The sequence below is a fragment of the Micromonospora endophytica genome, from assembly GCF_003236305.1.
Lineage (GTDB): Bacteria > Actinomycetota > Actinomycetes > Mycobacteriales > Micromonosporaceae > Micromonospora > Micromonospora endophytica.
On record NZ_POTX01000020.1, the window covers coordinates 1 to 14,991 of the forward strand.

Consider the following 14,991-nt stretch of genomic DNA (forward strand, 5'->3'; position numbering starts at 1 on the left):
GTGAGCGCTAGTCTCGTGGGCTCGGAGATGTGTATAAGAGGCAGGGAGAGGGCGGCGCGGATGCGGTCGGTGTACCCGGTGGCCTCGGCGTCGTCGGCGTAGCGGGTACGCGGCCAGAAGAAGCCGCGTAGGCCGTCGCCCTTGGTCCGGGGCACCACGTGGGTGTGCAGGTGCGGCACCGACTGGGACACCCGGTTGTTCATCGCCACGAACGTGCCGCCCGCGCCCAGACCGGCCTCGACCGCGACGGCGAGTCGCCGCACCAGCCCGAAATAGCCAGGCAGCGACTCCGGCGGCAGGTCGGCCAGGGTCACCAGGTGCGGGCGCGGCACCACCAGCACGTGCCCCTTGAACACCGGTCGGGTGTCCAGGAACGCCATCCCGTCCGCCTCGTCGACGACCCGGAACGCCGGCACCTCGCCCGCCACGATTGCGCAGAACACACAACTCGCCACCGGCCGACCGTACCGTCGCGACCGATCATCCTCGGGCAGGCGATCGGAGGCGCCACTGTGGCCCGGCGGACGCCACGACGGTCCGCTGAACAACCGGGAGTGACCGGCCACGGGGCTGGTGGGGTCGGCCCTGGTAGCAGTTTCGGGGAAAGTGCTGTCTTGCCGGCTGGCGGCTGATGAGGCAGCACTTTCCCTGAACTTGTCTGGATCTTGATCTATTGGGGTGGGTCGGGGTGAGCATTCGGCAGCTGGGGCTGCGGCGCTTGAGGCGCAGCCTGACGCAGACCCCGCGTGAGTGGAAAGCCACGGCCGCGACCTACACCGACCCCGCACTTGTGCGGGAACTGACCGAACCGGTGCCAAACGACCGCAATGCTGACCGACTGGAAGCCGCTGGTGGGTGGAAGGACTAACGTCTGCCAAATGAACCACGGCTTCGACACGCTCGCGATCCACGCCGGTCAGGACCCGGAGGCCCGCACCGGCGCGGTCATCCCACCGATCTACCAGACCAGCACGTACGCCCAGGATGCCGTTGGTGCGCCCCGGCAGGGCTATGAATACAGCCGTTCCGGCAACCCGACCCGCGACGCGCTCCAGGAGTGCCTGGCCGCGCTGGAGGGTGGGCCGGTCGGGCTCGCCTTCGCCAGTGGGCTGGCCGCCGAGGACGCGTTGCTGCGTACCGTCTGCGCCCCGGGTGATCATGTGGTGATCCCCGATGACGCGTACGGCGGCACGTACCGGCTCTTCGCCAAGGTGGCGCAGCGGTGGGGGCTGGCGTACACCCCGGCGAAGATCTCCGACCCGGAGGCCGTGCGGGCCGCGATCCGCCCGGGTGTGACGAAGGTCGTCTGGCTGGAGACGCCGACCAACCCGCTGCTCGGCATCGCCGACATCGCCACCCTCGCCGCCATCGCGCACGACGCCGGCGCGCTGCTGGTGGTGGACAACACGTTCGCCTCGCCGTACCTGCAACAGCCGATCGCCCTCGGCGCGGACGTGGTGGTGCACTCCACCACCAAGTACATCGGCGGGCACTCCGACGTGGTCGGCGGGGCGCTGGTGGCGGCGGACGCCGCGCTCGGCGAGGAGCTGCGCTACCACCAGAACGCGATGGGCGCGGTGAACGGCCCGTTTGACGCCTGGCTCACGCTGCGCGGCATCAAGACCCTCGGGGTACGGATGGACCGGCACTGCGACAACGCCGAGCGGATCGCCGCCTACCTGGACGGGCACCTCAAGGTCGCCGAGGTGCTCTACCCGGGGCTGCCGTCACACAGCGGTCACGAGGTGGCGGCCAAGCAGATGCGCCGCTTCGGCGGGATGATCTCGTTCCGGGCCGCCGGTGGCGAGCAACACGCCGTCGACATCTGCAACCGGGCCAAGCTTTTCGTGCTCGCCGAGTCGCTCGGCGGGGTGGAATCCCTGATCGAGCACCCGGGCCGGATGACACACGCGAGTGCTGCCGGCTCGCCGCTTGAAGTTCCCGCCGATCTCGTGCGACTGTCTGTCGGCATCGAGACGGTCGAGGACCTGCTCGCCGATCTGGAGCAGGCATTGGGCTGACCGCTGGCTGGGGAGGGTGGCCGTGCAGGACATCATGCCGACCTGGGTCGGGGCGACCGCCAAACAGATCGCCCGAGGGGTACGCCGGGGAGATGTCTCGGCCACCCAGGTGCTCGCCGACCACCTCGACCACGTCGTCAAGGCCGACGCCGACCTCGCCGCGTTCCGGGCGGTACGCGGCGGCGAGGCGGTCACCGAGGCGGAGAAGGTCGACGAGCAGGAGGACCTGGCCAACCTGCCGCTGGCCGGCGTGCCGATCGCGGTCAAGGAGAACACAGCGGTGGCCGGCATGCCCACCTGGAACGGCTCGGCCGCGGTGCGTACCGCGGTGGCCGAGGCCGACCATGAGGTGGTCCGCCGGTTGCGCGGTGCCGGCGCGGTGATCCTCGGCGTCACCCGGATGCCCGAGCTGGGCCTCTGGGCGGTCACCGACGACGACACCGGCATCACCCGCAACCCGTGGGACCTCGGCCGTACCCCCGGTGGCTCGTCCGGCGGCGCGGCGGCTGCGGTGGCGGCCGGGCTGGTGCCGATCGCGCACGGCAACGACGGGCTCGGTTCGATCCGCATCCCGGCGGCCTGCTGCGGCCTGGTGGGTCTCAAACCCGGCCGCGGCGTGGTGCCCCGCCAGCTCGGCGCGGAAGACTGGTTCGGGCTCACCGAACACGGCATGCTCAGCACCACCGTCGCCGACGCGGCTGTCGGGTTCCAGGTGCTCGCCGGTCGCGCCCAGGAGAAGCTTGTCCCGCCGCAGCGGCTGCGGGTCGGGGTGTCGCTGCGGTCCCCGGTGCGCGGCATCGCGCCCGACGCGCCGAACCGGGACGCGGTTGCCGCCGCCGGCCGGCTGCTCGCCGCGGCTGGGCACGACACCGTGCCGGCCGACCCGGTCTACCCGACCGCCATCGGGCTGCAGGGCATCGCCACCTGGTTCGCCGCCGCCGCGGCGGACGTGGGCGCCGCCGGGATCGACCGGCGCACCCTGCAGGCCCGCAGCCGGCGGCACGTCACGTTCGGCGAGTGGGCGACGCGGCGCGGGTACGTGCGGGAGGCGTCCCGGGTCGCCTGGCGCGAGCGGTCGATCGGCTTCTTCACCGACCACTCGGTGGACCTGCTGCTCACCCCGGCACTGGCGACCGCGCCGCCGCCGGCCACCAGCTGGTCGTCGCGCTCCTGGCGCGCCAACATGGCGGCCAGCATCCGGTACGCCCCGTACGCGGCGCCCTGGAACATCGCCGGCCTGCCCGCCCTGGTGGTCCCGGTGGGCCGCCGCCCGGACGGGTTGCCGCTGGCCGTGCAGCTGGTCGGTCCGCCCGGCTCGGAGCTGCTGCTGCTCGGCGTCGCCGGGCAGTTCGAGATGGCGGCCCCATGGCCCCGGCATGCCCCCGGCTACCCGCGCGTCGGCACCGGGTCACCGGCCAGCGCCTGATCTGCGCGGCTCCGCCGGCCGGGCCGGTCGGGGCAGGTGGCACGATCGGAGCATGACGGAACTGGTCAGCCTCGACGAGGTGCGGGCCGCGCGGGAGCTGCTCGCCGGGATCACTCGCACCACCCCGCTGGAGCCTTCCCGCCCGCTCACCGCCGCGCTCGGTGGGCCGGCCTGGCTCAAGTGCGAGAACCTTCAGCGGGCCGGGTCCTACAAGGTGCGCGGCGCGTACGTGCGGATCTCTCGGCTGTCGGAGCGGGAGCGGGCCCGTGGGGTGGTCGCGGCGAGCGCCGGCAACCACGCCCAGGGGGTGGCGCTCGCCGCCGGCCTGGTCGGCACCCGGGCCACCGTCTTCATGCCGGTGAACGCGACGCTGCCGAAGGTGGCGGCCACCAAGGGGTACGGCGCCCAGGTCGAGCTGGTCGGGGCCACGGTGGACGAGTCCCTGGTCGCGGCGCAGACGTTCGCCGAACGCACCGGCGCGGTGTTGATCCACCCGTTCGATCATCCCGATGTGATCGCCGGGCAGGGCACGGTGGCGCTGGAGATCCTCGAACAGTGCCCCGAGGTGCGGACGATCGTCACCGGGGTCGGCGGCGGCGGGCTGGTCTCCGGCATCGCGGTGGTGGCCAAGGCGCTGCGCCCGGATGTGCGGGTGATCGGTGTGCAGGCGGCGGACGCGGCGGCCTTCCCGCCCTCGCTGCTGGCCGGTGAGCCGGTGCGGCTGCCGGCGTTCACCACGATCGCCGACGGCATCGCGGTGGGCCGCCCGGGGGATATCACCTTCGCTCACGTCAGCAAGCTCGTCGACGAGATCGTCACGGTGTCCGAGGAGGACATTTCCCGGGCGTTGCTGATGCTGTTGGAGCGCGGCAAGCAGGTGGTGGAACCGGCCGGCGCGGCGGGCGTGGCGGCCCTGCTGGCCGGTGCGGTCGAGGTGAGCACGCCGGTGGTGGCCGTGCTCTCCGGCGGCAACATCGACCCGCTGCTGATGCTCCGGGTGATCGAGCACGGCCTGGCCGCGGCCGGTCGCTACCTGCGGATCACCGTCCGGTGCTCGGACCGCCCGGGTCAGCTCGCCTCGCTGCTGCGCGAGATCGCCGAACAGCGGGCCAACGTGGTGGACGTGGAGCACCAGCGGGCCCATCCGCATCTGCGCCTCGGTGAGGTGGAGGTGGCGCTCTCGGTGGAGACCCGGGGCGTGGAGCACTCGGACACGCTGATCAGCGCGCTGCGGGCCGGCGGCTACCAGGTGACGATCACGCCGGAGGCGTGACACCCCGAGGGGCGTCACGCCTCCGGCGTGTCGTGAGTGGGCGGTGGGTCAGCCGGAGAACGGCTCGAAGCTGACCACTGTCACCTTGATGTCCGCGCCGCTGGGCGCGGTGTAGGTGCAGGTCTGCCCGGTCTTGCCGCCCAGGATCGCCCGGCCGAGCGCCGACTCTGGGCTGTAGACAGTGAGGTCGGTGGTCGAGGCGATCTCACGGGAGCCGAGCAGGAAGGTCTCTGTGTCGTCGGCGTCGTCGTCGAAGTAGATCGTCACGACCATCCCGGGCGCCACGGCGTCGACGGTCGGCGCCTCGCCGACCTGGGCGGTGCGGAGCAGCTCCTTGAGGTAAAGGATGCGCCCCTCGGCCTTGCCCTGCTCCTCACGGGCGGCGTGGTAACCGCCGTTCTCGCGCAGGTCGCCTTCCTCACGCCGGGCGTTGATCTCGGCCGCGATGATCGGTCGGTTGGCGATCAACTCGTCGAGCTCGCCCTTCAGGCGGTCGTACGCGTCCTGGGACAGCCAGGTGGCGGGCGCCTCGTTGCCATTGGACACAGGCGGTCCTCCTCGGTTGTGCGTGCTGGCTGACAGGTGAACCTCCAAGTTACCAGTGCCCTACGACAGCGAGTGTCGGCGATCACGTCCGGCGGGCCGTCCGGGGCCCGCCGGTCAGGGTGCTGGCGGTTCGCCTCAGCCAGGCGGCCGGCGGCCGGCGCTGGTCGCCTCAAGGCCGGTGGCCGGCGGTGGGTCTGGTCGGCCTCAGGCGGGTGGCCGGCAGCGGACCACTTCGCCGATGAAGGGCCGGGCGGTGGTGACGAGACGGTGCCGGAGGGTGACCTGGGTCTGTCCGGCGGCGGCCGTCACCGGCACCTCCTCGCGGGCCAGTTCGGCACCGGCGTGGTCGCGGGCCCGCAGCACGCACACCGCGGCACCACCCTCGGGAAGTCGCACCCGGAAGTCGACCACCACCTGGTTGTCGGTGATGTCGGAATAGGTGATCACCTGGGCGTCGTACGTGGGATCGCCGTACTGCTGGTAGAGCCGAGCGGAGATCACGGTGAGCGTCGCGACCGCGGCGAGCACCAGCAGCGCGGTCAGCACCGGCCGGCGGCGGCGCGGGGCGCGTCGGCGACCGTACCGGCCGGGCGGAAACACCGGCGCGCTGGTATTCCCGTCCGTGCCCGACGGAAGTGTGGCGTGCGTCTCGGTCACCGGCGGGTATCTCCCTGGCGTTGTTGTCGGCGGCATCGGCAAGAATGGCGGAGATCCGTCATTCCTGCCCGGCTCGGTCGCAGAACTGCTGCTGTCAAATATGACAGCCGGTGCGGGCCGGCACCGCGACGGGGGAGAAATCCAGCAGGTCAACGGTTGGCCCGGGGTGGGTCCGCCGGTGGGCAGAGACGAGGAGCGCCGACGTTGGCAGAGCAACTTCGACTCATGGCCGTCCACGCGCATCCCGACGACGAGTCGAGCAAGGGCGCCGCGACCACGGCGAAGTACGTCGCCGAGGGGGTGGACGTGCTGGTCGTGACATGCACCGGTGGCGAGCGCGGCAGCGTGCTCAACCCCAAACTCGACAGGTCCGACGTGTGGGCCAACATCGCCGAGATCCGCCGGGCCGAGATGGACGCCGCCCGAGCGATCCTCGGCATCGAGCAGGCGTGGTTGGGTTTCGTCGACTCCGGGCTGCCCGAGGGTGATCCGTTGCCTCCGCTGCCCGAGGGCTGCTTCGCCCTCCAGGACGTCGAGGTGGCCGCCGGCCCGCTGGTGCGCCTGATGCGCGAGTTCCGGCCGCACGTCGTCACCACGTACGACGAGGAGGGCGGCTACCCGCATCCGGATCACATCATGTGCCACAAGGTCAGCGTGGCGGCCTTCGAAGCCGCCGGCGACCCGGCCCGCTACCCGGAGCTGGGCGAGCCCTGGCAGCCGCTGAAGCTCTACTACGACATCGGGTTCTCCAAGGGCAAGATCCTGGCGCTGCACGAGGCGGTGCTGGCCAGCGGGGTCGAGTCGCCGTACGCCGAATGGCTGACCCGCTGGGAGGGCCGGCCGGACAAGGGGCCCCGGATCACCACCCGGGTCGAGTGCGCCGAATACTTCCCGGTCCGCGACGACGCGCTGCGGGCCCACGCGACCCAGGTCGACCCGGACGGCTTCTGGTTCCAGGTGCCGATGGAGCTGCAACAGCGCGCCTGGCCGACCGAGGATTACCAGCTGGCCCGGTCGCTGGTGGAGAGCCCGCTGCCCGAGTCCGACCTGTTCGCCGGGGTACGGGAGACGGCCCATGCCCGCTGACCCGGCGGGGGGCTACCCTGGTCGCACGCCCCCGTTCGGAGGAATCCCATGCTGACCGTCGCCCAGGTGCTCGCCCAGAACAACTTCGGGGACACCCGTACCGGTGGCCTGGCCGGGCCGATGGGTCTCTTCCTCATCCTGGTCCTGGGCACCGCCACCGTGCTGTTGATCCGCAACATGAACGCCCGGCTGCGTCGACTGCCCGACCGGTTCCCCACCGAGGAGTCCGCCGCCGAACCGCACAGGCTGGAGCAGACGGTCGGTGATCCGACAGATGGGACCGAGCCTGTGGATTCATCCGGAGACCGTGCCAAGGGGTTCCAGCAGGGTCGCGACGCCTGATCGGGGCATGATTCACGTCTAACCGGATGGTCGACCCCTGTTGCGACCATCTGGTTTGGCTTAGCCTTCCGCCGGGGGGACCAGAAGTCCCCAGCCAGTGCGCGGAAGGGGGCGCCGGATGACCATCACACTCGTGTCCGTCCGTCGCCTGTCGCGTACCCGGTCGGCGGGAGGGGGTCGGTGACCTCCGGCAGGGCCGGTCCTTCCCTCGACCGACCCGCCAGCCGCGCTACCCCGGTCATGCTCCACCTGCTCACCGCCGCCGTGGTCGGCACCGCGCTCGTCGCCGCCGTGGTGGGGATGAGCATGCCGGTACGGCTGCCGGCCGACGACCCGCTCGGTGGGGTCCTCCGGTTCGGCATCGCGATCACCGTGTTCGCCCTGTCTCAGCTGGCCCGGTTGCGGTTCCGGGCGGCAGCCGGGGTGATCAACATAACCTGGGCCGAAGCCGCCCTCATCATCTGCCTCCACCTCGTTCCACCGGGTTGGCTGCCGGCGGCCGCGCTGATCGGCGTCACACTGGCCTGGACAGTGCTGTCGATGGTGGACGACGGCAGGGCCACCTGGGACGTCGTACGGATCGCCGGCACGCAGACCGCCGCCGTGGCCCTCGCCGTGTCGGTGGCCACCGCACTGGGCCAGCCGTGGCTGGCCGCGCCGACGCCGGCGCTGGTGCTCGCGGTCACCGCCGGTGCCGTCACGCACCTGCTCGCCAGTACCTGGTTGGGCGGAGTCATGCTGGCGCTGCGGCACGGCATGCCGATCGGGCGCCCGCTGCTCGCGGCGCTGCGCGGCAAGGTGTTGATGTTCGTCGGCAACGTGGTGGCCGGTGTGCTCGTGGTCGCGCTCATCGAGATCGACCCGCGCTGGCTGTTGCTGCTGCCCGCCCCGCTGTGGCTGCTTCAGCAGACCTACCGGCAGCGGCTGCGCGACGACCGTGAGCGGCGTACCTGGCGGTTGTTCGCCGAGGCGACGGCGGCGCTCAACCAGCTCGACGAGCGTGGGGTGGCCGCCGCGGGTGTCACAGGTGCCCTGGCGCTGTTCGAGGCGGAGACCGTCGACGTGGAGGTGACGCGCGGCGACGGGCGGTGGCGCCGTTACCGGGGCGACCCGGGCGGTCAGGTGGTCGATCGGGAGATCGGGCCACCGGGCAACGGCGACCCCCGGCCGGAGGAGTTGGTCCGCGACCTCTCCGTGGGCGAGAGCCGGGTCGGGCGGTTGCGGGTTCGGTTCCCCGGCACGGGTCCGCCCAGCGACCGGGAACGGGACGTCTTCGCCGCCTTCGCCGACGCCCTGGCCGCCGCGCTGGACGACGCGGCGACGCACCGGGAGCTGCGGTTGGTGACCGCGCGCTCGTCGTACGAGGCGGTCCACGACTCGCTCACCGGCCTGGCCAACCGGGCGGCCATGCTCAGCCGGGGTGACCAGGCGCTACGGCAGTTGGCCCACGGCCAACCGGTCGCGCTGCTGCTGCTCGACGTGGACCAGTTCAAAGAGGTGAACGACACCCTGGGGCATGCGGCCGGCGACCAACTGTTGCGGCTGACCGCCAGCCGGCTCGACACGCTCACCCGTTCCGGTGATCTGTTGGCCCGGCTCGGTGGTGACGAGTTCGCGCTGCTGTTGACCTCGGTCCCGGTGGTCGCGGACCGGGCCGCCCCGATGGCGTACGCGCTGCGGCAGGCCCGGGACATCGCCGAGCGGCTGGCCGCGCCGGCCGAGGTGGCCGGGGTACGGATGTGCATCGAGGTCTCCGTCGGCGTGGTGGTCGCGGCGGCCGGCACCGCCGATCTGACCGAGCTGCTGCGCCGGGCCGACGTGGCCATGTACCAGGCCAAGGCGAGTGGCGGCAGTGTCGCCGCGTACGACAGCGCCCGGGACGCGGCAAGCACCGACCAGTTGGCGCTGCTCGCCGAGTTGCGTGAGGCGTTGCAGGTCGACGACCAACTGGTGCTGGTGTTGCAGCCGGCCGTCGACCTGACCACCGGTGCGCCGACCGGCGTGGAGGCGTTGATCCGCTGGCGGCACCCGCGGCGGGGGCTGCTCGGGCCGGCCGACTTCATCCGGCCGATCGAGAACAGCGATCAGCTCGGCGCCTTCACCCGGTACGTGCTGGACAAGGCGCTCGCGGTCGCCGCCGGTTGGGCCCGGGAAGGGCTGGACATCCCCATCTCGGTGAACCTCTCCGCCCGCAGCCTGCTGGATCACCGCCTGCCCGGCGAGATCGCCGAGGCGCTGCGCCGGCACCAGGTGCCGGCCGACCGGCTGGTGCTGGAGATCACCGAGACCGTGGTGATGAGTGAGCTGGAGGTCATCGACCAGGTGCTCCTCGCGTTGCGGTCGATGGGCGTGCAGCTGGCGGTGGACGACTTCGGCACCGGCTTCTCGTCGCTGGCCTTCCTCACCCGGATCACCGTGGACGAGTTGAAGGTGGACAGGTCCTTCGTACTCCAGATGGGGGACTCGCGGGAGGCGGCGGCGATCGTGCGTTACACCGTGGGGATGGCCCACGAGCTGGGGCTACGGGTGGTGGCCGAGGGCGTGGAGACCGCCGCGCAACGCTCGGCTCTGGCCGAGCTGGGCTGCACCTCAGCCCAGGGCTACCACTTCTACAAGCCGATACCGGCCGACAAGATCTCCGCTGTCCTCAACGCCCTCTCCCGCGAGACCCCCAACAACGTCCGCTCGCTACGCGCCGACGACGCCTCCTAGCCACCGACACTCCTCCGGCGGTCGACCGCCGGGCTGGATATGGTCGTCGGGTGAACCGACTCGCGGACGCCACCAGCCCCTACCTGCTTCAGCACGCCGACAACCCGGTGGACTGGTGGCCCTGGTGCGACGAGGCGTTCGCCGAGGCGAAACGGCGGGACGTACCGGTGCTCATCTCGGTCGGTTACTCCGCGTGTCACTGGTGTCATGTGATGGCGCACGAGTCGTTCGAGGACGAGACCGTCGGCAAGCTGCTCAACGAGGGCTTCGTGTCGATCAAAGTGGATCGTGAGGAGCGGCCCGACGTCGACGCCGTCTACATGACCGCCACCCAGGCGATGACCGGCCAGGGCGGTTGGCCGATGACGGTCTTCGCCACGCCGGACGGCACCCCGTTCTTCTGCGGCACCTACTTTCCCCGCCCGAACTTCCTCCGGCTGCTCGAATCGGTGGGCACCGCGTGGCGGGAGCAGCGCGACGCCGTACTGCGCCAGGGCGCCGCGGTGGTCGAGGCGATCGGCGGCGCCCAGGCCGTCGGCGGACCCACCGCCCCGCTCACCGCCGACCTGCTCGACGCCGCCGCCGACCAGCTGGCCAGCGAGTACGACGAGACGAACGGTGGCTTCGGCGGGGCACCCAAGTTTCCGCCGCACATGAACCTGCTCTTCCTGCTGCGGCACCACCAGCGCACCGGCTCAGCCCGCAGCCTGGAGATCGTCCGGCACACCTGCGAGGCGATGGCCCGCGGCGGCATCCACGACCAGCTTGCCGGGGGATTCGCCCGCTACTCGGTGGACGGGCACTGGACGGTGCCGCACTTCGAGAAGATGCTCTACGACAACGCGCTGCTGCTGCGGGTCTACACCCAGCTCTGGCGGCTCACCGGCGACGCCCTGGCGCTGCGGGTGGCCCGGGACATCGCCCGGTTCCTCGCCGACGAGCTGCACCGGCCCGGCCAGGGCTTCGCCTCCGCCCTCGACGCCGACACCGAGGGCGTGGAGGGCCTCACCTACGCCTGGACCCCGGCCCAGCTGATCGAGACGCTGGGCGAGGAGGACGGCCGCTGGGCCGCCGACCTGTTCGGCGTGACCGAGGCCGGCACCTTTGAACACGGCATGAGCGTGCTGAAGCTGGCCCGTGACGTCGACGACGCCGCCCCGGAGGTACGCGGCCGCTGGCAGGACGTGGTCCGGCGGCTGCTCACCGCCCGCGACACCCGCCCCCAGCCGGCCCGCGACGACAAGGTGGTGGCCGCCTGGAACGGGCTGGCCGTCACCGCGCTCGCCGAGTTCGTCCGGCTCGTCGAGACCTCCGGCCGGCTCGGTGACGAAGGCGAGGCCAACCTGCTGGAAGGGGTGGTGATCGTCGCCGACGGCGCGCTCCGGCAGACCGCCGAGCACCTGGCCCGGGTGCACGTCGTCGACGGGCGGCTGCGGCGTGCCTCCCGGGACGGCCGGGTCGGTGAGCCGGCCGGGGTGCTGGAGGACTACGGCTGCGTGGCCGAGGCGTTCTGCGCCATGCACCAGCTCACCGGCGAGGGGCGGTGGCTGGAGTTGGCCGGGCAACTGCTCGACGCCGCGCTGGCCCACTTCGCCGCGCCCGGTGGGGCGTTCTACGACACCGCCGACGACGCCGAGCAGCTGGTCACCCGGCCGGCCGACCCGACCGACAACGCCACCCCGTCCGGCCGCTCCGCGATAGCCGCCGCCCTTGTCGCGTACGCGGCGCTGACCGGGGAGAACCACTACCGGGAGGCCGCCGAGGCGGCGCTGGCCACCGTCGCGCCGATCGTCGGGCGGCACGCCCGGTTCACCGGGTACGCGGCGACCGTGGGTGAGGCGTTGCTCTCCGGCCCGTACGAAATCGCTGTTGTCACGTCGGATCCGGCAAACGATCCGCTGGTCGCGGCGGCGTACCGGCACGCCCCACCCGGCGCGGTGATCGTGGCGGGTAACCCGGACCAGCCCGGGGTGCCGCTGCTGGCCGACCGCCCGCTGCTCGACGGGCGGCCCGCCGCGTACGTCTGCCGGGGCTTCGTCTGCCAGCGGCCGGTCACCGGCGTCGAGGACCTGGTGGCGCAGCTGGGCTGAGCCGGATCCGCCGGAGGTCGCCCCGGCGGACCCCGCTAGGCTGGCGCCGCTATGGATTCCCGTACCGGTCTGCCGGTGGTCGGCATGGTGGGCGGCGGCCAGTTGGCCCGGATGACCCACCAGGCCGCGATCTCCCTCGGCCAGTCGCTGCGTGTGCTCGCGCTCACCCCGGACGACGGGGCGGCCCTGGTCGCCGCCGACGTCCAGTACGGCGACCACACCGATCTTGCCGCCCTGCGTACCTTCGCCAAGGGATGTGACGTGGTCACCTTCGACCACGAGCATGTCCCGACCGAGCACATCCGTGCGCTCACCGGTGAGGGGGTGAAGCTCTTCCCGCCGGCCGACGCGCTGCTGCACGCCCAGGACAAGCAGGTGATGCGGGAGCGGCTCGGCACGCTCGGCGCACCCAACCCGGCGTGGCGTCCCGTCGCCTCCCCGGCCGACCTGGTGGCGTTCGGCGACGAGGTCGGCTGGCCGGTGATGCTCAAGGCGGCCCGCGGCGGGTACGACGGCCGGGGTGTCTGGCCGGTGACCGACGCCGCAGCCGCCACCGACCTGGCGGCGACCCTGCTCGCCGGTGGCACGAAACTCATCGTCGAGAAGCGGGTGGCGCTGCGCCGGGAACTCGCCGTGCAGGTGGCCCGTTCGCCCTTCGGCCAGGTCGCCGTCTATCCCGTGGTGGAGACGGTGCAGCAGGACGGGATCTGCGTCGAGGTGCTGGCACCCGCTCCCGACCTGCCGGAGGAGTTGGCGGTCGCCGCCCAGCAGCTCGCCATCGACCTGGCCACCGCCCTCGGGGTGGTGGGGCTGCTCGCGGTGGAGCTGTTCGAGGTGGCCGACCCGACCGCGCCCGGCGGCAGCCGCATCGTGGTCAACGAACTGGCGATGCGTCCACACAACTCCGGGCACTGGACCATCGAAGGCTCCCGCACCTCACAGTTCGAGCAGCACCTGCGGGCGGTGCTCGACTACCCGATGGGCGACACCTCGCTCACCGCGCCGGTGGTGGTGATGGCGAACGTGCTCGGCGGTGAGCCCGGTGGCATGCCTGTCGACGAGCGGCTGCACCACCTCTTCGCCGCCGAACCCACCGCCCGGGTGCACCTGTACGGCAAGCAGGTACGCCCCGGCCGCAAGATCGGGCACGTCACGGTGCTCGGTGCCGACCTGGCCGACGTACGCGCCCGCGCCGCCCGGGCCGCCCGCTGGCTCTGGGACGGCACCGGTGACTGACCGTCAGGCGTCGAGACTCGTGGACCCGGCCGTTGCGAACGAAGGGGAGATCGGTGTGAGCACCGTTGGCATCATCATGGGCAGCGACTCGGACTGGCCGACCATGAAGGCCGCCGCCGAGGTGCTGACCGAGTTCGAGGTGCCGTACGAGGTCGAGGTGGTCTCGGCACACCGCACCCCGGTCAAGATGATCGACTACGGCCGGGCCGCCGCTGGGCGGGGCCTCAAGGTGATCATTGCGGGCGCGGGCGGTGCCGCCGCGCTGCCCGGCATGGTCGCCTCGGTCACCCCGCTACCGGTGATCGGCGTGCCGGTGCCGCTGAAGCACCTCGACGGCATGGATTCGCTGCTCTCCATCGTGCAGATGCCGGCGGGCGTGCCGGTGGCCACCGTGTCGATCGGCAACGCCCGCAACGCCGGGCTGCTCGCCGTCCGGATCCTGGGCGTGTCGGACCCGGCCCTGCTCGACCGGATGTCCGCCTACCAGGCCGACCTCGAACAACTGGTAGCCGAAAAAGACGCCGCCCTCCGCGCCTCACTGTAAGCAGGGTTTGTAAGGAGGGGCCCCCTGTTAACGCCTCAGGTAGAGGAAGGGCCCCCTATTAACACTTCTCCGCCCCACCGGCTCACGAGCCCCTGCGGTATCTGCCGGGGGCCGTCCCGTACTGCCGTTTGAAAGCGCTGGCGAAGGCGAACTCGGAGGCGTAGCCGACTCGTCGCGCGATGGCGCTCAGCGGCGTATCGGATTGGCGCAGCAGCCGGGCGGCGGTGGTCATCCGCCACCAGGTCAAGTAGGTCAGTGGCGGCTGGCCGAGCAGCGTGCTGAAACGCCGGGCGAACGGTGCTCGGGACAGCCCCGCCTCGGCGGCGAGGGTCGCGACGGTCCACGGCCGGGCCGGGTCGCGGTGGATGGCCTGCAGCGCCGCCGCGGTAGCCGGATCGTTGAGGGCCGCTGCCCAGCCGGTGCTGACGGTCCCTCGCTCGGGGTTCCGGTCGAGGCAGGTACGCAGGATGTGCAGCAGCAGGGTGTCGAGCAGCGCCGGAATGATGGCGTCGGTACCGAGGCGGGGACGTTCCAGTTCGGTGGCGAGCAGGTGCACGGTGGCCCGTAGTTCGGGGTGCCGCCCGAGGTGGGCAGGGAGATGGATGACCTCGGGCAGGTCATTGAGCAGCGGATGGGCGTGGGCCGGATCGAGTTGGTACGCACCGCACAGGGTGACCGTGACGGGGCTGTCGGTGTCGACGGAAGCGCCGACGATGTCGGCGGCGTAGCGCGGTAACCGCGGGTCGTTCGGGTCGCAGGCGGGCGCGGTGGCTGGGGTGGAGGGGTGGTCGGCAAGCGTGTGCCCCCGACCGTGAGGCCGGAACACGATGTCCCCGGCGGCGAGCGGCACCGGGCCGGTGTCCGGGGCGATGAGCCAGCACGGCCCCTGCAGGACTATCTGGAAACCGGCGGAGCCGGGTACGGGCGCGAACCGCTGCGCCCACGGGGCGTGCCACACGATCCGCGCGGAGCGCGGCTGTCCGGCCCGCATGAACGTGATCACGTCGCTGAGTACGTCCACTCGGTCAGAGTATCGCTGTGGAGACGAACACGTATGG

At 71.9% G+C, this 14,991-nt stretch carries 13 protein-coding genes; 9 read left to right on the plus strand and 4 right to left on the minus strand.

Features of this window, described 5'->3' with window-relative positions; translation table 11 throughout:
• On the minus strand, positions 1-443 hold a 443-nt coding region (locus C1I93_RS05010), incomplete at its 3' end, for an HIT family protein (RefSeq protein WP_111242034.1).
• A 435-nt stretch (positions 444-878) separates the two neighbouring features.
• Between C1I93_RS05010 and C1I93_RS05015 the strand changes: the two genes are divergently transcribed.
• From C1I93_RS05015 to ilvA, 3 genes are read left to right on the plus strand one after another with little or no spacing between them, the layout of a single operon-like run.
• Complete coding sequence (locus tag C1I93_RS05015; RefSeq protein WP_111242035.1) at positions 879-2,021, plus strand: cystathionine gamma-synthase; 1,143 nt, start codon at positions 879-881, stop codon at positions 2,019-2,021.
• A gap of 16 nt (positions 2,022-2,037) precedes the next feature.
• Complete coding sequence (locus C1I93_RS05020) at positions 2,038-3,447, plus strand: amidase (protein WP_111242036.1); 1,410 nt, start codon at positions 2,038-2,040, stop codon at positions 3,445-3,447.
• Between the two features lie 52 nt (positions 3,448-3,499).
• Positions 3,500-4,720 (plus strand): threonine ammonia-lyase, encoded by a 1,221-nt coding sequence (gene ilvA, locus C1I93_RS05025; RefSeq protein WP_111242037.1) that lies wholly within the window; start codon positions 3,500-3,502, stop codon positions 4,718-4,720.
• Positions 4,721-4,768: 48 nt separating this feature from the next.
• On the opposite strand, the gene greA is transcribed toward ilvA, so the two are convergent.
• Together greA and C1I93_RS05035 are read right to left on the minus strand one after the other, a co-directional pair.
• Positions 4,769-5,266 carry a transcription elongation factor GreA gene (greA, locus tag C1I93_RS05030; RefSeq protein ID WP_111242038.1) on the minus strand — a complete coding sequence of 166 codons (498 nt, stop codon included), beginning with the start codon at positions 5,264-5,266 and terminating at the stop codon, positions 4,769-4,771.
• 204 nt (positions 5,267-5,470) lie between these two features.
• Positions 5,471-5,923 (minus strand): DUF4307 domain-containing protein, encoded by a 453-nt coding sequence (locus C1I93_RS05035; protein ID WP_111242039.1) that lies wholly within the window; start codon positions 5,921-5,923, stop codon positions 5,471-5,473.
• Between the two features lie 204 nt (positions 5,924-6,127).
• Between C1I93_RS05035 and mca the strand changes: the two genes are divergently transcribed.
• The 6 genes from mca to purE all read left to right on the plus strand — a co-directional run bounded on the left by mca (position 6,128) and on the right by purE (position 13,933).
• Positions 6,128-7,009 (plus strand): mycothiol conjugate amidase Mca, encoded by an 882-nt coding sequence (mca, locus tag C1I93_RS05040; protein ID WP_111242040.1) that lies wholly within the window; start codon positions 6,128-6,130, stop codon positions 7,007-7,009.
• Between the two features lie 48 nt (positions 7,010-7,057).
• On the plus strand, positions 7,058-7,351 hold the full coding sequence (locus C1I93_RS05045) for a hypothetical protein (protein ID WP_111242041.1): 294 nt from the start codon (positions 7,058-7,060) through the stop codon (positions 7,349-7,351).
• Positions 7,352-7,591: 240 nt separating this feature from the next.
• Positions 7,592-10,063 carry a putative bifunctional diguanylate cyclase/phosphodiesterase gene (locus C1I93_RS05050; RefSeq protein ID WP_111242042.1) on the plus strand — a complete coding sequence of 824 codons (2,472 nt, stop codon included), beginning with the start codon at positions 7,592-7,594 and terminating at the stop codon, positions 10,061-10,063.
• Between the two features lie 50 nt (positions 10,064-10,113).
• A complete protein-coding gene (locus C1I93_RS05055; RefSeq protein ID WP_111242043.1) occupies positions 10,114-12,153 on the plus strand; it encodes a thioredoxin domain-containing protein in 2,040 nt (679 codons plus the stop codon).
• A gap of 51 nt (positions 12,154-12,204) precedes the next feature.
• Complete coding sequence (locus tag C1I93_RS05060) at positions 12,205-13,389, plus strand: 5-(carboxyamino)imidazole ribonucleotide synthase (protein ID WP_111242044.1); 1,185 nt, start codon at positions 12,205-12,207, stop codon at positions 13,387-13,389.
• A 55-nt stretch (positions 13,390-13,444) separates the two neighbouring features.
• Positions 13,445-13,933, plus strand: a complete 489-nt coding sequence (gene purE / locus C1I93_RS05065) for a 5-(carboxyamino)imidazole ribonucleotide mutase (protein WP_111242069.1) — start codon at positions 13,445-13,447, stop codon at positions 13,931-13,933.
• 82 nt (positions 13,934-14,015) lie between these two features.
• Here purE and C1I93_RS05070 read toward each other — a convergent pair whose 3' ends face one another.
• Positions 14,016-14,954 carry an AraC family transcriptional regulator gene (locus C1I93_RS05070; protein WP_111242045.1) on the minus strand — a complete coding sequence of 313 codons (939 nt, stop codon included), beginning with the start codon at positions 14,952-14,954 and terminating at the stop codon, positions 14,016-14,018.
• Positions 14,955-14,991: the final 37 nt, after the last annotated feature.